Annotated in this window: 19 protein-coding genes; 11 read left to right on the forward strand and 8 right to left on the reverse strand. The window is 40.4% G+C overall.

What is annotated here, in order from left to right; genetic code table 11:
• Positions 1–9 precede the first annotated feature (9 nt).
• The 5 genes from AC979_RS05610 to fdhF all read left to right on the forward strand — a co-directional run bounded on the left by AC979_RS05610 (position 10) and on the right by fdhF (position 4,665).
• Complete coding sequence (locus AC979_RS05610) at positions 10–657, forward strand: formate hydrogenlyase complex iron-sulfur subunit (RefSeq protein ID WP_049373265.1); 648 nt, start codon at positions 10–12, stop codon at positions 655–657.
• On the forward strand, positions 654–1,430 hold the full coding sequence (locus AC979_RS05615) for an NADH-quinone oxidoreductase subunit B family protein (protein ID WP_049357455.1): 777 nt from the start codon (positions 654–656) through the stop codon (positions 1,428–1,430). The genes AC979_RS05610 and AC979_RS05615 overlap by 4 nt, the downstream gene beginning before the upstream one ends.
• 43 nt (positions 1,431–1,473) lie before the next feature.
• Positions 1,474–1,881, forward strand: coding sequence for a formate hydrogenlyase maturation HycH family protein (locus tag AC979_RS05620; RefSeq protein WP_049373266.1), 408 nt, complete (start codon positions 1,474–1,476; stop codon positions 1,879–1,881).
• Positions 1,874–2,329 (forward strand): hydrogenase maturation peptidase HycI, encoded by a 456-nt coding sequence (gene hycI, locus AC979_RS05625; RefSeq protein ID WP_049373268.1) that lies wholly within the window; start codon positions 1,874–1,876, stop codon positions 2,327–2,329. Before AC979_RS05620 ends, hycI begins: the two co-directional genes overlap by 8 nt.
• Before the next feature lie 182 nt (positions 2,330–2,511).
• Positions 2,512–4,665, forward strand: coding sequence for a formate dehydrogenase subunit alpha (gene fdhF / locus AC979_RS05635; protein WP_080971317.1), 2,154 nt, complete (start codon positions 2,512–2,514; stop codon positions 4,663–4,665).
• 84 nt (positions 4,666–4,749) lie between these two features.
• Here the strand turns inward: fdhF and AC979_RS05640 are convergent, their stop codons facing one another.
• Genes AC979_RS05640 through AC979_RS05660 form a run of 5 tightly spaced genes read right to left on the reverse strand, consistent with a single transcriptional unit; the run spans position 4,750 to position 7,831 of the window.
• A complete protein-coding gene (locus tag AC979_RS05640) occupies positions 4,750–5,391 on the reverse strand; it encodes an energy-coupling factor ABC transporter ATP-binding protein (RefSeq protein WP_049373273.1) in 642 nt (213 codons plus the stop codon).
• Complete coding sequence (locus tag AC979_RS05645) at positions 5,391–6,035, reverse strand: energy-coupling factor transporter transmembrane component T family protein (RefSeq protein ID WP_049373274.1); 645 nt, start codon at positions 6,033–6,035, stop codon at positions 5,391–5,393. Before AC979_RS05645 ends, AC979_RS05640 begins: the two co-directional genes overlap by 1 nt.
• Positions 6,032–6,643 (reverse strand): cobalt transporter CbiM, encoded by a 612-nt coding sequence (gene cbiM / locus AC979_RS05650; protein ID WP_049373276.1) that lies wholly within the window; start codon positions 6,641–6,643, stop codon positions 6,032–6,034. The genes AC979_RS05645 and cbiM overlap by 4 nt, the downstream gene beginning before the upstream one ends.
• Position 6,644: 1 nt before the next feature.
• Positions 6,645–7,148 (reverse strand): hypothetical protein, encoded by a 504-nt coding sequence (locus AC979_RS05655; RefSeq protein WP_049373277.1) that lies wholly within the window; start codon positions 7,146–7,148, stop codon positions 6,645–6,647.
• Positions 7,148–7,831: a DUF4198 domain-containing protein gene (locus AC979_RS05660; protein ID WP_049373279.1), complete on the reverse strand. Its 684-nt coding sequence runs from the start codon at positions 7,829–7,831 to the stop codon at positions 7,148–7,150. Before AC979_RS05660 ends, AC979_RS05655 begins: the two co-directional genes overlap by 1 nt.
• Before the next feature lie 85 nt (positions 7,832–7,916).
• Between AC979_RS05660 and AC979_RS05665 the strand changes: the two genes are divergently transcribed.
• The 5 genes from AC979_RS05665 (at position 7,917) to hypE (ending at position 11,941) form a co-directional block, all read left to right on the forward strand.
• Positions 7,917–8,330 (forward strand): MerR family transcriptional regulator, encoded by a 414-nt coding sequence (locus AC979_RS05665; RefSeq protein WP_005697590.1) that lies wholly within the window; start codon positions 7,917–7,919, stop codon positions 8,328–8,330.
• A 136-nt stretch (positions 8,331–8,466) separates the two neighbouring features.
• Positions 8,467–8,808, forward strand: a complete 342-nt coding sequence (hypA, locus tag AC979_RS05670; RefSeq protein WP_005697604.1) for a hydrogenase maturation nickel metallochaperone HypA — start codon at positions 8,467–8,469, stop codon at positions 8,806–8,808.
• 186 nt (positions 8,809–8,994) lie between these two features.
• Positions 8,995–9,801, forward strand: coding sequence for a hydrogenase nickel incorporation protein HypB (hypB, locus tag AC979_RS05675; protein ID WP_049373281.1), 807 nt, complete (start codon positions 8,995–8,997; stop codon positions 9,799–9,801).
• 9 nt (positions 9,802–9,810) lie between these two features.
• Positions 9,811–10,923 (forward strand): hydrogenase formation protein HypD, encoded by a 1,113-nt coding sequence (gene hypD / locus AC979_RS05680; RefSeq protein ID WP_049373283.1) that lies wholly within the window; start codon positions 9,811–9,813, stop codon positions 10,921–10,923.
• Positions 10,924–10,927: 4 nt separating this feature from the next.
• A complete protein-coding gene (hypE, locus tag AC979_RS05685; RefSeq protein WP_049373284.1) occupies positions 10,928–11,941 on the forward strand; it encodes a hydrogenase expression/formation protein HypE in 1,014 nt (337 codons plus the stop codon).
• Positions 11,942–12,010: 69 nt separating this feature from the next.
• On the opposite strand, the gene AC979_RS05690 is transcribed toward hypE, so the two are convergent.
• The 3 genes from AC979_RS05690 to purR form a co-directional block, all read right to left on the reverse strand.
• Positions 12,011–12,334: an HI1450 family dsDNA-mimic protein gene (locus AC979_RS05690; RefSeq protein ID WP_049365590.1), complete on the reverse strand. Its 324-nt coding sequence runs from the start codon at positions 12,332–12,334 to the stop codon at positions 12,011–12,013.
• 113 nt (positions 12,335–12,447) lie between these two features.
• A complete protein-coding gene (gene ppc / locus AC979_RS05695) occupies positions 12,448–15,087 on the reverse strand; it encodes a phosphoenolpyruvate carboxylase (protein WP_049373286.1) in 2,640 nt (879 codons plus the stop codon).
• Positions 15,088–15,260: 173 nt separating this feature from the next.
• Positions 15,261–16,271, reverse strand: coding sequence for an HTH-type transcriptional repressor PurR (gene purR, locus AC979_RS05700; protein WP_049373287.1), 1,011 nt, complete (start codon positions 16,269–16,271; stop codon positions 15,261–15,263).
• 404 nt (positions 16,272–16,675) lie between these two features.
• Here purR and AC979_RS05705 point away from each other — a divergent pair, with 404 nt between their 5' ends.
• Positions 16,676–17,446: a glycosyltransferase family 25 protein gene (locus tag AC979_RS05705; protein WP_049373289.1), complete on the forward strand. Its 771-nt coding sequence runs from the start codon at positions 16,676–16,678 to the stop codon at positions 17,444–17,446.
• Positions 17,447–17,452 lie beyond the last annotated feature (6 nt).

Genomic DNA, 17,452 nt, shown 5'->3' on the forward strand with positions numbered 1-17,452 from the left:
AGGCGGAATATGTTTAAATTACTAAAAACGGTATTTAAAGCAGGTGATGTCACCACCAAATATCCGTTCAAACCTTATGAAGTCGATGATGATTTTAGAGGAAAACCGGAACTTAATTCTGATCAATGTATTGTCTGTGCGGCTTGTACTATTGCCTGTCCAGCCAATGCGTTGACCATGAGAACAGATCCAGTGACAGGCGACCGTACATGGTCATTATTCCTTGGTCGTTGTATTTTCTGTGGTCGTTGTGAAGAGGTTTGCCCAACTAAAGCCATTCGCTTATCACAAGATTTTGAACTATCAGTGACCAATAAACAGGATCTTTTCCAAGAAACGACCTTTGCGACAGTCGCCTGTCAAGAATGTGGTAAACCGTTTATTTCTTATAAAGAACTAAATTACACCATCGATTTATTCAAACAAACTTTGGATAATCCAGAGTTAGTGAAACGAAAATTGGCGGAATTACATACCTGTCCGGTTTGCAAACGTCAACATAGTTTAGAAAAAACCGCAAATATGGAATCCAATATGCGGATGAAATTGATCGACTTTAAGGAGCCAGTTCGCTTGAATTTTAAAAAAGCAATCGAACAACGTGAGGAAAGTGCGGTTGATTTACCTAAAGTTTTAGCAGGAGGCGAAAGACGATGAACACTCAAATTCCAATGCCGGTTAATGGTATATCAACACCGTTTAGTATTGATGAAAATATAGCCAAAATGAAACAAACATTGCTGAAAGATATTCAACGTTCAGCTTACGTTTACCGTGTGGACTGTGGCGGTTGTAATGGGTGTGAAATCGAGATTTTCAGTACTATTACGCCAACATTTGATGCAGAACGTTTTGGTATTAAAGTGGTAGCATCACCTCGCCATGCGGACATTCTCTTGTTCACAGGTGCGGTTACCCGTGCGATGCGTACGCCAGCCATGCGTGCTTACCAAGCTGCACCGGATCCAAAAATTTGTATCGCTTACGGGGCTTGCGGTTGCGGCGGCGGTATTTTCCACGATCTCTATTGTGTATGGGGTGGTTCTGACCAAATCGTACCGGTTGATGTGTATATCCCTGGCTGCCCACCGACACCTGCCGCCACTATTTATGGTTTTGCTGTCGCGCTTGGTTTACTTGATCAAAAACTTAAAGGCAAACAAGAAAAAGCCGATCCTAACGCAGAAGCTAAATTACGTTTCCCAACCATTCCGTTGGATTTGCGTATTAGTCTTGAACGAGAAGCGCGTCGTCTAGCCGGTTATCGTCAAGGTGGCAACATTGCTAACCAATTTATGGCAATGATGACAGAAAATGACAAGGTGCCATTTGGTGTACGTTTAGGTGAATACCTAGAACGCGAAGCCGATCCGCGTTTAAGCGAAATCGTCAATCGTTTGCATGCGATTAGTCTGCCGTTTTCGGGATAATTAATATGGGGCAAGTGATTGCCCCTATAAAAATGGGAATGTTATGACAACGAAAGTCTTTTTCTATTTATTAAACGAACGTTTCGTCGAAAACGATGAACAAGTGCCAGAGCAAGCAAAACAGGTAATGTATTACTCTTTGGCGATTGGTCACCATGTTGGCGTGATAGATTGTTTTAAAAAGTTACTAATTTGCGACTACGACGATTATCAACGTTTTGTAGAGAGCTTTCCAGAAGGGGATGCTAAACGTAAATTTGCCGGCTTAATGCGATTTGGTGAAATTGTGATTGACTCCAGCCATGTCAATTTATTGGCGAAAGCAATGGATGAGAACAAAGCTAATTTCACACCAGAGCATCAAGAGTGGGTTGAGATCTTAATGGATACGTTAGCATCGATTCAACGTGAACCAGTGATGTATATAATGGTGAAACGTCGTGATGAATAATGTGATCTTAACGGTTGGCAACAGCATGATGGGGGATGACGGTGCGGGTCCTTATCTCTATCAGTTATTAAGTGAAAATCCATTGCCAAATTGGACCGCACTTGACGGTGGCTCGGCCCCCGAAAATGTTGCACATATTGTGCGAGATATGAAACCCGATCTGCTTTTGATTTTTGATGCGGCTGATATGGAATTAGCACCGGGTAAAATCCGAATCATTGAAAAAGAGAGTATTGCGGAAATGTTTTTCATGAGTACACATAATATGCCGCTCAATTACCTCATTGAACAACTGGAACAAGATATTAAACAAATTGTTTTTGTTGGGCTCCAACCCGATCTGGTTTCCTTTGGTTTTCCAATGACAGAAAGTGTAAAAGAGTCTGTGCAATTTATGTATGATTTTTTAAAAGAGGGAAGATCGCTTGAAGAGATTCCTGTTTTGTAGAAAAAGTGGGGGGATTTTCTAAACATATTTTAAAAATATTACGAAAACCTGTTTTATATCAATAAATCCATGTTTTTTGTAAGACTATGAACTGATTTTGGGTGTAATATATACCCAGAATTAATTATTCTAATTCTATCTCTAACCTCGTGTTGTATTAAAATAAGGACGTTACTATGGCTATTAAAAAAGTAATTACCGTATGTCCGTATTGTGCCTCAGGTTGTAAAATCCATCTTTTGGTGGAAAACAACAAAATTGTGGGTGCTGAAGGTGCAAACGGAAAAACAAACGAAGGGGAGTTATGCCTAAAAGGATATTATGGCTGGGATTTTGTGCATGATACAAAAATCCTGACTCCTCGCCTAACTCAACCGATGATCCGCTACAAACGTGGCGAACCATTCACACCAGTGAGCTGGGAAGAAGCGATTTCTTACACAGCAAGACGTCTCAGTGAAATCAAAGAAAAGTACGGTAACGAATCGATTATGGTAACGGGCTCTTCCCGTGGACCAGGTAACGAAGTGAACTTCGTTATGCAAAAATTCGCCCGTGCGGTATTAGGAAATAACAACATTGACTGTTGTGCGCGCGTGTGACACGGCCCTTCTGTAACAGGTCTGCTCAAATCGGTCGGTAACGGCGCAATGTCCAACTCAATTGTTGAGATTGAAGATACTAAATGCGTATTCATTTTTGGCTATAATGCCTCCACTTCACACCCTATTGTGGCGCGTCGAATTAATCACGCCAAAGCAAAAGGGGCGAAAGTTATTGTTTGTGACCCTCGTAAAATCGAAACAGCCCGTATTGCGGATATTTATGCACCGCTTGCTAACGGGTCTAACGTAGCATTCTTGAATGCGATGATGAATGTGATTTTGGAAGAAGGGTTACAAGATCAAAAATTTATTGATGAACACACCGAAAACTTCGATGCGTTCTATGAAACCGTGAAAGCTTATACACCGGAATCCACTCAACACATCACAGGCATTGAGCCTGAAATGTTGCGTGAAATTGCCCGCACTTATGCGAAAGCGGAAACTGCTACCATTTTATGGGGTATGGGCGTTTGCCAATTCCGTCAAGGTGTAGAAACCGTACGTGCATTAGCAAGCTTGGCAATGCTTACTGGTAACTTAGGTAAACCAAATGTTGGGGTGAACCCGGTACGTGGTCAAAACAACGTACAGGGCGCGTGCGATATGGGTGCGTTATTCAACACATTACCTGGCTATCAAAGTTTTGCTAATCCAGAGATTAATGCAAAATTTGCGAAAGCTTGGGGCGTGCCATCTATTCCAACCAAACCTGGTGTGCCGTTGAGTGAAGTCCCTGAAGCGATCATGGAAGATAAAATTAAAGCATTCTATATCATGGGTGAAGATACATTACAAACTGAGCCTGATATTAATGCGGTTAAAAAAGCCTTCGAGAAAGTTGAGCTTCTTATCGTTCAAGATATCTTCATGACTCAAACAGCCGCAGAAGCAGATATTTTATTACCTGCCACTTCTTGTGCTGAACATGAAGGTGTATATAGTGCTGCTGACCGTGGTTTCCAACGTTTCTATAAAGCCATTGAACCAACCGGCGACGTCAAGGATGACTGGGTGATCATTAGCGAACTTGCTACAGCAATGGGCTACCCAATGCACTATAACAATACCAAAGAAATTTGGGATGAACTTCGTTCGCTTTGTCCAATTTACAAAGGGGCAACTTACGAAAAAATGGAAGGCTTGGGTTATATCCAATGGCCATGTACTGATGAAGGCCCTGAAGATCAAGGCACAACATACTTGTATAAAGGCCAAATCTTCGACCGTCCGAACGGCAAAGCTGAGTTCTTTGCTTGCGACTGGGAGCCGCCAATGGAAGATCTTTCTGAAGAATTCCCATTGATACTTTCCACAGTGCGTGAAGTGGGTCACTATTCTTGCCGTTCAATGACAGGTAACTGCCGAGCGCTTGCTGCACTTGCTGATGAGCCGGGATTCGTACAAATGAACGATCAGGATGCCAAGGAATTGGGCATTAAAAACAACGACTTGGTTTGGATTGCCTCATCACGCGGTAAAGTTATTTCTCGTGCAGATGTGAGCACTCGTACAAACAAAGGCGCTTGTTATATGACCTATCAATGGTGGATCGGTAAATGTAACGAATTAACCGCTGAACATTTGAACCCGGGTTCAAGAACGCCGGAATACAAATACAGCGCGGTTCGTATTGATAAAATCGAAGACCAAGCCTGGGCTGAACGCTATGTGGTAACTGAATACGCGAAATTAAAAAATCGCTTAAAAGAAACCGCACTTGTAGCTTGATTAGTGTCATAAATGAATGACGGGCGAACTTAAATGGTTCGCCCGTTTTTTATTGAATTATTTCCTTACGCGTTATGAATGCATTTAGTCACCACTATCTGTGGCTAAAGACAAACAGGAATCCGCAAGTGTTTCACTAAAGCGTAAATCATGCGAGGCAATAAGCATTGGTAACTGTAACTCTCGTAAAAGTGCGGTTAGTTTGGCGATGTTTTTTACGTCCAGTCCATTGGTTGGCTCATCAAGTAATAATACTTTTGGCTGCATCGCCAATACACCAGCCAGTGCAGTAAAATTCTGTTCACCACCAGATAAGGTATTTACAGAGCGATCTTTTAACCCAACAATATTCAGACGTTCCAACTGTTGTAATGCAATTTGATAGGCTTCATCTCTGTTCAACCCTTGATTGAGTGGACCAAAGGCGACATCATCAAGTACGGTTGGGCCAAAAAGTTGATCGCCGGCATGTTGGAAACAGATGCCTACCTTTCCACGTAGTGGTACAAAATCTTTTTCTTGTCGACATACATTACCGAACCAGCGAATTTCTCCTTGTTGGTAAGGTATAAAACCTAATAGACAGTGTAATAAGGTTGATTTTCCACAACCAATATCACCTTGTAAAAAAAGGCGATGGTCTTCAGGGAGTTCAAAAGAAAGGTTATCAATAATCACACGCTGCTCGCGCATGATTTGTAATTGTTTGACTTCGAGGACGTTCATCAAGATTTATCCTGTGTTTTTTTCACATCATGCAGCTGAAAGCCACGAGCTTTTAGTGCCATTTCTGTTTTTTCTGCTTTAACGAGTGCATGAATTAATAATAGGGCGACACGCTGCGCCGCAATAAATAAGGTTCTGCCATTAAGTTTTGGCTGGTAGCCACGTGCTCGCATTGCCATATCCATCTTTTTATGTACTTCACTGAACACTGAAATATAGCGAACAGTGAGAACAAATAGATGAAGTAGTTTTTCAGGTAATGGCAAACGGCACAATGCTTGCAATAAAAGGCTCTCGTTCATATCAATTAACAAGAGTCGAGTTAAACTTAAAATTAAATTGAAACGTAGTGTGATGAGCTGTGCAAGCTGAACCCCTATTGGATTTAATGCTAAACCTTGTTCGGTGATTTTCCAGCTTAAGGTCAACCAAACAAGCAAAGTGAAAAAATTCAGTTTCAGCCAATATTTGAAATAACCGGCAAGGGATTTTCGATAGCGTATTAGCGCAATAAGTAATCCGCTTAATACGACTAGATTAAGGATAATAAGCGTTGAAATATGTGTCATTGTGCTGACGATAAGTCCACACAAAAACACATAAATTAGTCGTAAGTGCGGTTGAAAAATAGCAAGGAAATTCATTTCACCACACTGAGCGCTGTTGGATACATTTTGTTTAACAATAAGACCACGCCGACACTGACGATACTGTCGATAATAAATACGGGGATATGTGATATCACCAGAAGCATGATCAGATCGCTATAGGCTTTACCGCCATCTAGCGCTAAGACTAAAGAAGCGAGCAAGGCTGAACCACCAACGCCGATCACGCCAGCACCAATTCCTGCAGTAATTTGAGTGTGACGGGAATTGTCATGCTCAAGTCTTTTTGCAAATAGCCAATATACAAGAAGGGCGGGTAATGCCATTACGCATAAATTGACACCTAATACGGCAAATCCACCAAAGGAAAAGAGCAGGGCTTGTAGGACTAATGCGATTAAAAAAGCAGGGAAAACGGCCCAGCCAAGAAACAGGCCGGCCATGCCGTTTAAGATGAGATGCACGCTACCAATGCCTACCGGTACATGAATGGTTCCAGCAACAAAAAAAGCAGCAGCAAACAATGCTGTTAGCGGCAATTGCTGCGAATTGAGTCGTTTAAGACCAATCATTACGCAGACTAATGCGACAGCTGCACCACCAAGCAATACGGGTGTATGCAACACACCTTCCGATAAATGCATATTATCTTTCCTTAGATTGCGACGTACGCGTCATCTTTGAGGCTCTAATCAATGCCCATAAGCCAAAAATACCAACAATATAGCCGATACCGCCAATAATATCGTGCAGGTAAATTTTGTCTTTTAATTTAGAAATATCTTCGCGGACCAACATCAATGCATTGTCACTATTATTAGTGGTTTGCGCAGATACTCTGTTGGCAACAATTGAGGCTCGATGTCCTTCTTCACCTTCTATCACTACTTTAATGGCACCTTCGGTAGTGGTATTGATCGGATAGGCAAATTGCCCATTGCGATCCGTTTTGCCTTCCAATAGAGGGGAGTCCTGGCCAGCTTGCAAAATCTCCATATAGGTTTCTGCTGCTGGGGTCATATCGGAATAATAGGCTTTGCCAGAAACTGTGCGTCCATCATATTGTGCAAAAACATGCAAACTATGAGCAAATGCTGATGGTGCGCACAACCAGGTGAAAAGTGCGGTTAAAAATACAACTCTTTTCATTATTTCGCATCAAAAGTGAGCATATATTCAACACTACGTTTGCTATAGTCAGGATTGTCTTTAACCGGTTCGTCAAATTCAGCCCAGACTTTGTTATAGCCCGCTTTAGGGGTGAATTGTGCAATACCTTTTTCATTGGTTAAGTTGAATGGATGATCTTCGCCTAAACCCACTTTGATGCCTTGCACAGGTTTACCTTTGACTAACACGAGAATATCGAGTGGTTGTCCCGCTTTCGGTTCACTTTGTGGGATCAATTCATAATCCATGTTGTGTGATTTATTTGCTTGCGCATCCCAGTGTAAAATCGCTTTGCCGAATTTGACTGGATTAACACTAAGCACAGCATCTGGGGCCTGCTGTTTGGTTTTTTCGACATATTTACCGCTTGGCAATTTTGACCAAACGCCATTATCAAAGCGAATAAATGCGATGGCAGCATCAGGTGCAGCAAAGTGTGCTTCGCCTTCTTTAAAGTTTACTGTGGCATTTTGCAATTGGCCTTTAGCATCAAGTAGGCGTACCGCTTTTAATTTGCTTTGAGGATAGGTTTCGGTTTCCTCATGACCAAATTTAACCACATATTGCCCTTTTACATCCTTAACGGGCTCCAACCAAACATTATGTGCATTAGCGAGTGAAGCACCGAATAGTGCAGTGATAAGTAATGCTGTTTTTTTCATGGAAGTTCTCCTTTTCTAACATGTGAACACTGTGATAAAGTATAAAATATGAAGTAACTTCAGAGTCAAGTGTAATTTTAAAAAAATGAAAATTGGTCAGCTAGCCAACATTGTTGGCTGTACGGTGGAAGCCGTACGTTTCTATGAAAAACAAGGATTGATCGAACCCGCTAAGCGAACAAGTGGTAATTTTCGCGTTTATACGGAAGAGCATTTGAAACAACTTTCTTTTATTTGCTATTGCCGCAGTTTGGATATTTCACTGAAAGAAATCAAAATGTTGCTCAATCCTCAATGTGCTACTCAAGAGCAGGAAAGGGAAATTAATGAGCTGCTAGATCGACATATTCGAGAAGTATCAAAACGGATCCATGAATTGGCTCACTTGAGAATTCGCTTAATTCAGCTCAAAGGCAAATGTAGCCAGTTTGAACAAAATAATGATTTAATGAATACCTTATTGCAACATAGCGGCATTAATTTTGTGCCACTAAAATGATTTCTTGTACGAGTACCAGTAAAAATTTTTCAAACAACGTTTAAATATCAAGCAACGAAACACAGAAATGCTGAAAATAAACATCAAAAAAGAGTAGAATTGGAACAGACTGCTTTTTTATTTTAAGGAGAAAATCATGCATGAGATGTCTCTCTGTCAGAATATTATGGAAATTATTGATCAACAAAAGAAAAAGCATGAAATCCATGAAGTGACAGATATTTGGCTAGAAATTGGAGCACTGTCTTGTGTCGAGCAAAGTGCGGTAGAATTTTGCTTTGAAATTATGCGCAAAGATACCGTTGCTGAAAACTGTCAGTTACATTTTATTCATTTACCTGCGATTGCATGGTGCTGGCAATGTCAAAAGGAAGTTGAGATTGAAGCCTATCAAGATTGCTGTCCACATTGTCACAGCGCATGTTTACAACGTCGAAGTGGCACCGAATTTAGAGTGAAAGAAATTGCCGTAAAATAGCAAGATGTCTAAATTGGCAAATTTAACCTGATCTTTTGAATATAAAATACGCTAACTACTTGATAGTATGTATTTATCTCTCTTCAAAGAATATATTTAAGATAGAGAATATGGTATTCTAACGCATGTGAATTACCATAGATTCTAAGTATTTACAGAATAAACGAAAAATTATTGAGGTGACTTATGTGTACAACCTGTGGCTGTGGCCATCCAGATCAAGTCAGAATCGGAGAATTACCGCATGTTCATAATGATTCCAATGCGCAACATGCAACAAAACTACCTAATTTTTCTCATTCCTCCTTCCGCATGCCTGACTCTCCACAACAAGAAGAAACCCAGCAACGATTACTGAAAGTAGAACAAGATATTCTTGGCGCCAACAATCAATTAGCCGATATGAATCGTCGCTTTTTTGCCAATCAACACATTTTGGCACTTAATCTTGTTTCAAGTCCAGGTTCAGGCAAAACAACTTTGTTGACGACTACATTAAATGCATTAAAAAATGACTATCCTTGTTATGTGATCGAGGGCGATCAACAAACAGAAAACGATGCGGATCGTATTCGTCAAACCGGTGTGCCAGCGATTCAAGTTAATACAGGCAAAGGTTGTCACTTAGATGCACAAATGATTGGTAATGCATTGGTGAAATTGCAGCCACAGAAAAATAGTCTGATGTTTATTGAAAATGTCGGAAACCTAGTCTGCCCATCAGAGTTTGATTTAGGCGAGCACGCCAAAGTAGTGATTTTATCTGTAACAGAAGGAGAAGATAAACCACTCAAATATCCACATATGTTTGCGGCTTCGAAGTTAATGATTTTAAACAAAGTCGATTTACTGCCGTACTTAAATTTCGATGTGGAAAAATGTATTGCTTATGCGAAACAAGTGAATCCAACAATTGAGGTTATCCAGTTGTCTTCTCAAAGTGGAGAAGGGTTACAGCAATGGCTAGACTGGTTAAAAGCGCAAGAACGATAGGAGCATCAAATGCAGTTTGTTGATGAATTTCGTGATCCTGAACTGGCTAAAAGTCTGTTACAGCGACTACAAAAAATAATGGAAAACCAACAGCACTTTACACCAGAAAATCCGTTATATTTGATGGAGGTCTGTGGCGGACATACTCATACCATTTTTAAATTTGGGCTGGATCGTTTATTACCCAAAAGTATTGAATTTATTCACGGTCCAGGCTGTCCGGTATGTGTCTTACCGATGGGGCGAATTGATGTATGTATTGAGATTGCTCGTCGTCCAGAAGTGATTTTCTGTACTTTCGGTGATGCTATGCGAGTACGCGGACGTTTAGGTTCATTATTAGAAGCCAAAGCCCAGGGCGCGGATGTTCGTATCGTTTATTCGCCACTTGATGCATTGAATATCGCATCAAATAATCCAGATAAAAAAGTGGTGTTCTTTTCACTCGGTTTTGAAACGACGATGCCGAGTGCTGCAATTACCTTGCAACAAGCGAAAAAACAGCAGGTAAAAAACTTTTTTGTGGTATGTCAAAATATCACTATCATCCCAACATTACACAGCTTATTGTCACAAGGACAAGTCAAAATTGACGGCTTTCTTGCACCAGGTCATGTCAGCATGGTGATTGGTTCTGAACCTTATCAGGAATTGTGTGATACCTACCATAAGCCTTTTGTAATCACTGGTTTTGAGCCTTTAGATATCCTACAAGCAATTTTAATGTTGGTGACACAGATTGTTGAAAAACGCTGTGAAGTGGAAAATCAGTATAAACGTATCGTACACCAACATGGCAATGAGTTAGCACAACAGGCAATCAGTGAAGTGTTCCGCTTGAAAGCCAGCAGTGAGTGGCGTGGATTAGGCGAAATTGCAGAATCTGGCGTAGAACTGACCGATGATTATCAATGCTTTGATGCAGAAGCGCATTTTGCTTGCCAGCCACATCAAGTTGCTGATGATCCGGATTCGCGCTGCGGAGATGTATTAATCGGCAAATGTAAGCCTGCTGATTGCCCATTATTTGCTAAAAAATGTAATCCTGACAATGCCTATGGTGCATTGATGGTGTCTTCTGAAGGGGCATGCGCGGCCTATTATCAATACAGACGGGAATAAAACAATGACTGATTTTATTACAATGGCACACGGAAATGGTGGTGCCACAATGCAAGAGTTGATCCGCGATTATTTTGTCGAGGCATTTGATAACCCAATCCTTTCACAAGGCGAAGATCAGGCTCGTATTGCTTTACAAGAGTTAAATGCTTTAGGTGGAACATTGTCATTTTCTACCGATAGCTTTGTGATTGATCCGATTTTTTTCCCTGGTGGAGATATTGGTAAACTCGCTGTTTGTGGTACTGCTAACGATGTCGCGGTATGCGGTGCCGTACCAAAATATTTATCCTGTGGGTTTATTTTGGAAGAAGGCTTACCACTAGAAACTTTAAAAAAATTAATCCAGTCTATGGCAAAAGCCTGTCAGTCAGCCGGTATTCAAGTGGTAACAGGTGATACCAAAGTAGTACAAAAAGGCGCGATAGATAAAGTGTTTATTAATACAGCCGGTATTGGTGTGATTCCAAACGGACTCGACTGGGGTGTGCATCGCATTCAACCAGGTGATCAGATTATTGTCAGTGGTACTTTAGGTGATCATGGTGCAACCATTTTGAATTTACGTGAAAATCTTGGTATTCAAACAGATTTACGCAGTGATTGTGCTGTGCTTGCACCGCTTATTGATTGCATTCGTCCAATTGAAGGGGTGAAAGCTGTACGCGATGCGACCCGTGGTGGTGTGAATGCAGTACTTCATGAATTTGCACAGGCACAGAAAGTGGGAGTTCAAATTGATGAAACAGTGTTACCAATTCGTCAGGAAGTGCGCGGTATTTGTGAATTACTCGGTTTGGATGCGTTAAATTTTGCCAATGAAGGCAAATTGGTTATTGTGGCGGACAAAGAAAAAACAGCTGAGATTCTGACCGCACTTCGTCGCCATCCATTAGGTGAAAACGCAGCTGTCATTGGTGAGGTGACTACTGATGGCAAAGTTCGTGCAGTTGGTCTTTTCGGTCAAAGTCGTTTATTAGACTTACCACGCAACGAACCTTTACCACGTATTTGTTAAGCAAAAACCGGTTTAATTTAAAATTAAACCGGTTTTAGTTTGTAAATTGATATAGTGTGAGAAGGGTAGTTATTTTTTCCAAATAACGTGGAATTCACGATCTTCTTCTCGGTGTGAAATTAAGAATTTTGCAAACACATCATCCATTTCATCTTTCTCATTCACTAAACCCACCCAAACTTCAGCAAAAGCGTCAGGATCGATTAATACCCCAATTTCTTGTTCCCAATCATCGGCAGTTTCGACAAACTCGACCGCACCACGATCTTCAAATTGTAGATTGAATAGCATAATATCAGCGGGATCGAGATTTTCCCCCGCCATTTCTAAGAAAATATCATAAGCAAGATCAATCGCTGTATCAGGATCGAGTTTTTGAATATCAGTTGTCATTGGGTTTTCCTTCATCAAGTCAATTGCGCGTATGATACCGCAAGAAACAGAAAACAAAAAGTGCGGTCAAATTCATCGTTGTTTTTGACCGCACTTATTTATATTTGCTGTGACTAGCCAGTATTTCGCATACCTGCGGCAATACCTGTGATGGTAATCATCAAGGCTTGTTCGACATCAGGGATTGGGTTTTCAGGCGATTCACGGAAACGACGGAGCAATTCCACTTGAAGGAGATTGAGTGGATCCGTATACACATTACGTAATGCAATAGAATCGGCGATCCACGGTAAGTCCGCCATTAATTCATCTTTGTGAGAAAGCGAAAGCACAGTTTTAATATCCGCATTGAGTTGGTTACGCAGATTTTCACCTAGGTACCAAAGCTCTTTTTTCACTAAGTTGTGATCATATTGCTCAAAAAGCCAAGTATCAGTTTTACTGAACACCATTTCTAACATCCCCACACGAGTAGAGAAGAATGGCCAAGCTTTACACATTTCTTCAATAATATGACCTTTGCCTTCATCCATAATTTTTTGAATTGCCGCACCCGCACCAAGCCATGCTGGTAACATTAAGCGATTTTGCATCCAAGCAAAAATCCATGGAATGGCACGCAAGCTTTCCACGCCACCATTTGGATTACGTTTTGCAGGGCGAGAGCCTAGTGGCAGTTTAGACAGTTCTTGTTCCGGTGTAGCACTGCGGAAATAAGGCACGAAGTCTTTATCACCACGAACAACACTACGGTAAATGTCACATGAAGTAGTGGAAAGCTCATCCATGACGGTACGCCATTCTGCTTTAGGTTCTGGCGGTGGGAGTAAGTTTGCTTCTAAAATCGCGCTTGCGTAAAGATCAAAGGTTTCAACCGCAACTTCGGGTAAACCAAGTTTAAAGCGGATCATTTCCCCTTGTTCAGTCACACGTAAACCATTTTTGAGTGAGCGTGGAGGTTGAGAAAGTAATGCCGCATGTGCAGGCGCACCACCACGACCGATTGTACCACCACGGCCATGGAATAAAGTGAGTTCAATACCTAGTTCTTCGGTTAAGTTGACTAATGCTTCTTGAGCACGATATTGTGCCCATGAAGCTGCCATCATTCCCGCATCTTTAGCTGAGTCAGAATAACCAATCATCACCATTTGATGATTATTAATCACACCACGATACCAACCAATATTAAACAATTGACGCATGACTCCTTCAGAAGCATCTAAGTCATCTAAGGTTTCAAAAAGTGGTACGACAGGAATGTGATAAGGCACGCCTGCTTCTTTTAATAATAAATGCACGGCAAGCACATCAGAGGCACTTCTTGCCATGGAAATAATATAGCAAGCAATTACGCCTTGTTTTTGTTGGGCAATGACTTTGCAAGTATCTAAAATTTCTTGGGTTTCTGCAGATGGCTCCCAATGGGTTGGAATTAATGGGCGACGAGAATTCAATTCACGCACCAAGAAAGATTGTTTCTCAGCTTCACTCCATTGTGCATAATCGCCAATGCCAAGATAACGTGTAATTTCTGCGATAGCATCGGTATGACGGGTACTTTCTTGACGGATATCCATTTGTGAAAGGGTAACCCCAAAACAGCGAATGCGGTGCAAAATGTCCAGTAAGGAACCATTAGCGATAATCCGCATACCGCATGCCATCAACGATTGATAGCAGTCATAGAGTGGTTCCCAAAGTTGATTATCTTCCATGATGATATCGGCTTGGCTTACGCGTGGCGGACGATTTGCCAGGCAATCATCAAAGTAATCAAGAGTGGCGATAAGTTTTGCACGAAGTGCTTTGACTACAAAACGATAAGGCTCTAAATGCTCACCATATTTTTCGGTAAATTCTGGTGTGCATTTCACCATGGATAATTCATCAGCAAGCGATTTAATGTCATTTAAGAATAAATCCGCTGCTTTCCAACGAGCAAAATAGAGTACTTGTTGAGTAATTTTTGAAGTAACAAATGGGTTGCCATCACGGTCACCCCCCATCCAAGAAGAAATTCGGACAGGACGTAAGCCCACTGGTAAATCGTACCCCAAAAATTCACGAGCATGTTCATTTAATTGACGTAAGAATTCCGGCACCCCTTGCCATAGGCTGTTTTCAATCATGGCATAGCCCCATTTAGCTTCATCGAATGGAGTAGGGCGAACGGTACGGATTTCATTGGTATGCCATGCTTCAGCAATTAAACGAAGTAGCAAGCGTTCAATAATGCCGCGTTCTTTAGGCGTCAAATCATCGTGCTCTAATTTGCTTAAGCATTTATTGATCTCAACGTGTTTGTGGATTAACGAACGACGAGTGGTTTCAGTTGGGTGTGCGGTTAATACAAGCTCAATAAGCAAGTTTTCAACGGTTTTGTAGGCTTCCTCTTTTGAAACATTTAATGCTTTTAAGCGTTGAAATAAAGCACTTAATGAACGGTTAGAAGATTGCAAATCTTTATGTTGGCGAGAGACCGTTTGGTATTGTTCAGCGATATTCGTTAAATTAAGAAAATGGCTGAATGCTCGTGCAACAGGAATAATATTTTCATTTGAAATGGTGGAAAGGGTATCCAACAATGTTTTACGTGCTTGGCTATCGCCCGCTCGAGATTGTTTGGACAATTGGCGAATATTTTCAATTAAGGTGAGAATGTCTTCGCCTTGTGCATCATTAATGGTTTCTCCAAGAAAACGCCCTAGCATATTAATGTTATGGCGGAGAGTGCGATACTCATCAGTCATATGAACTCCGATAAAGAAAAAAATAAAACTAGGGGAGATATAACCAAAAATATGTATCGGGATCAAATGCTATACATCAAAAACTTGCATTAAATCAAAAAAGGCTAAAATAAGTAAAAAAATGACCGCACTTTTTTAGATAAAATTCAAAGTGTGGTCAAAAAGTTTAATGTTTATTTAAGGTTGCGAACTGATTTTCGAATGACGAGTTCAGGATGGATCGCAATGCGGTGTTTTTCGTGATTATTGTTATCTTTATTGGCGATACGCTCAAATAAAAGATTAACCGCTTGTGCACCTAAACGAGACTTCGATTGGTGAATCGTTGTGAGTGGTGGTGCATAGAAACGCGATGAGTGAATATTATCATAGCCAATAATCGAGATATCATCAGGCACACGCAAGCCTTTTTCCGTAATCGCAGAAATTGCACCTAATGCCATCACATCATTACAACAAAATACGGCAGTAGGTAGGCTGTCTTGTGCAAGAATTTTATTCATACACTCGTAACCGTCCTCTGGTTCGAAGAAACCTTCCATAATCCAATTTTCATGGATTGGTAGATTGGCTTCATTCATGGCTTTTACAAAGCCCTCGTAACGGGTTCTTGCAGTCGTTTTATCTAATTCACCCGCAATAAGACCGATCTCTTTATGACCACAATCAATTAAATGTTTAGTAGCAAGATAACCGCCCGTAAAGCTGTTATCTTCAATGATATCGGTATCTGTATTTGGCCCCCAATCCATTACCACCATCGGCACAGACGAGAAACTAGAAAGCACATCAAGTGAATGTTGTGTGTATTCAGAACACATGACCAATAAACCATCTACGCGTTTTTTGGCAAGCATTTCGACGTGGTTTTTAATTTTTTCAGGATCATTTTGTGTATTACACAAAAAAAGTGAATAGCCTTGACGATAACAATGATCTTCAACGGCATGAATGATTTCAGCAAAATAAGGGGATTCACTGGTGGTAACAATCATCCCTATGGATTTTGTCGTGTTGACTTTCAAACTCCGAGCAACAGCACTTGGTGAGTATTTTAAGCTTTTAATGGCTTGCATCACCGCCTCTTCAGTTTCTTTTGCTACAAAACGGGTTTTATTAATTACGTGTGAAACAGTGGTGGTGGAAACACCAGCCATTTTTGCGACATCTTTAATTGTTGCCATAATTTTGCCTCTAGAGAATTTTTCCTATTATAAAGACTGTCACCAAATAGGTTAAGTAAATTATAAAAAATTTTTGAAAAAACGTGCTTTATTGTTAGAATGGGTTATCTTTAACTAAACAAGTGGGAAATTAAAATGAGTGATTTTGGTTACGCAATGTTAGCTGTAGTGCTTTCTTTAAGTGTTGTAGTCGGTTTAGCGACTGCAATTTTCTAATTGAAAGAAATAACATATTAATCCATTTAAAATAGACCGCACTTTAAGCATTTAAAGTGCGGTTATTTTTTTAAGGCTTTTTAAAGTTGTGCTAAAAGCCATGCCATTGGACTATTTCTTTAGTATAATTTGCAACTATTTCCGTTTGTTGTAATCAAAATACTGCAAAAACCAAATTTGAGATAATTATGAATAAATATTTGATTTCACTAGATAAAGATGTTCAGCGTCGTGAGCTGTTTTTTGCTCAACCGGATACAGCAGATTTCGTTGTATTTTCAGCGATTAATACCATGCAAAAAGAGTGGGATGAATTGGCAGAAGTATTCAATCCAACGAAGTTTGAACAGCATTATGGGCGCAACGTCACAAAAGGCGAAATTGGTTGTACATTAAGTCATTTAGCGGTTTATCGTCAGATCGTAGAAGATCAAAATGTGACGGGAAATGACTATGCGTTAGTCTGTGAAGATGATGCGTTATTCAATTCAAATTTATCGCCAAAAACGATCGTACTCTTAACCGAAAAGTGTGATGCGGATATTGTATTAATCGGGCAGTCAAAAATTGCTGAATTTAATGATGTGGAATTAGAAATTAATTATCCAACCACTTTTTCATTCTTGCGCCAAACTATTGGTAATGTCACCGTGGCTTATCCATATAAAAGCTATTTTGCAGGTACGGTGGCATACTTAATCAAAAAATCAGCGGCACGTGCATTTTTAAAGCAACTCGAACAAGAAAAACCGTTTTGGCTTGCTGATGATTTCTTATTATTTGAAACCCAATTCCAGATTAATAACAATGTGGTTCGTCCGCTTGTAGCCATTGAAAATCCACAATTAGTGAGTAATTTGGAAGCGATTCGTGGTTCAAAATCTAATAATTTAGTGAAGAAATTAATTAAATATCCACTCAAAAAAATCTTAGCAGTGAAAAAGAATTTAGGAAAATAACGTAAA

Source organism: Parahaemophilus parainfluenzae (genome assembly GCF_001053575.1).
GTDB lineage: Bacteria > Pseudomonadota > Gammaproteobacteria > Enterobacterales > Pasteurellaceae > Haemophilus_D > Haemophilus_D parainfluenzae_S.

Excerpts from the sequence above, each read along its gene's own strand:
- hypB (WP_049373281.1), top strand. The coding sequence starts at position 8,995 with ATGTGTACAACCTGTGGCTGTGGCCATCCAGATCAAGTCAGAATCGGA.
- AC979_RS05660 (WP_049373279.1), bottom strand. The coding sequence starts at position 7,831 with ATGAAAAAAACAGCATTACTTATCACTGCACTATTCGGTGCTTCACTC.
- AC979_RS05610 (WP_049373265.1), top strand. The coding sequence starts at position 10 with ATGTTTAAATTACTAAAAACGGTATTTAAAGCAGGTGATGTCACCACC.
- AC979_RS05645 (WP_049373274.1), bottom strand. The coding sequence starts at position 6,035 with ATGAATTTCCTTGCTATTTTTCAACCGCACTTACGACTAATTTATGTG.
- ppc (WP_049373286.1), bottom strand. The coding sequence starts at position 15,087 with ATGACTGATGAGTATCGCACTCTCCGCCATAACATTAATATGCTAGGG.
- AC979_RS05640 (WP_049373273.1), bottom strand. The coding sequence starts at position 5,391 with ATGAACGTCCTCGAAGTCAAACAATTACAAATCATGCGCGAGCAGCGT.
- cbiM (WP_049373276.1), bottom strand. The coding sequence starts at position 6,643 with ATGCATTTATCGGAAGGTGTGTTGCATACACCCGTATTGCTTGGTGGT.
- AC979_RS05690 (WP_049365590.1), bottom strand. The coding sequence starts at position 12,334 with ATGACAACTGATATTCAAAAACTCGATCCTGATACAGCGATTGATCTT.
- hypD (WP_049373283.1), top strand. The coding sequence starts at position 9,811 with ATGCAGTTTGTTGATGAATTTCGTGATCCTGAACTGGCTAAAAGTCTG.
- hypE (WP_049373284.1), top strand. The coding sequence starts at position 10,928 with ATGACTGATTTTATTACAATGGCACACGGAAATGGTGGTGCCACAATG.
- AC979_RS05665 (WP_005697590.1), top strand. The coding sequence starts at position 7,917 with ATGAAAATTGGTCAGCTAGCCAACATTGTTGGCTGTACGGTGGAAGCC.
- AC979_RS05655 (WP_049373277.1), bottom strand. The coding sequence starts at position 7,148 with ATGAAAAGAGTTGTATTTTTAACCGCACTTTTCACCTGGTTGTGCGCA.
- purR (WP_049373287.1), bottom strand. The coding sequence starts at position 16,271 with ATGGCAACAATTAAAGATGTCGCAAAAATGGCTGGTGTTTCCACCACC.
- AC979_RS05615 (WP_049357455.1), top strand. The coding sequence starts at position 654 with ATGAACACTCAAATTCCAATGCCGGTTAATGGTATATCAACACCGTTT.
- hycI (WP_049373268.1), top strand. The coding sequence starts at position 1,874 with ATGAATAATGTGATCTTAACGGTTGGCAACAGCATGATGGGGGATGAC.
- hypA (WP_005697604.1), top strand. The coding sequence starts at position 8,467 with ATGCATGAGATGTCTCTCTGTCAGAATATTATGGAAATTATTGATCAA.
- AC979_RS05705 (WP_049373289.1), top strand. The coding sequence starts at position 16,676 with ATGAATAAATATTTGATTTCACTAGATAAAGATGTTCAGCGTCGTGAG.
- AC979_RS05620 (WP_049373266.1), top strand. The coding sequence starts at position 1,474 with ATGACAACGAAAGTCTTTTTCTATTTATTAAACGAACGTTTCGTCGAA.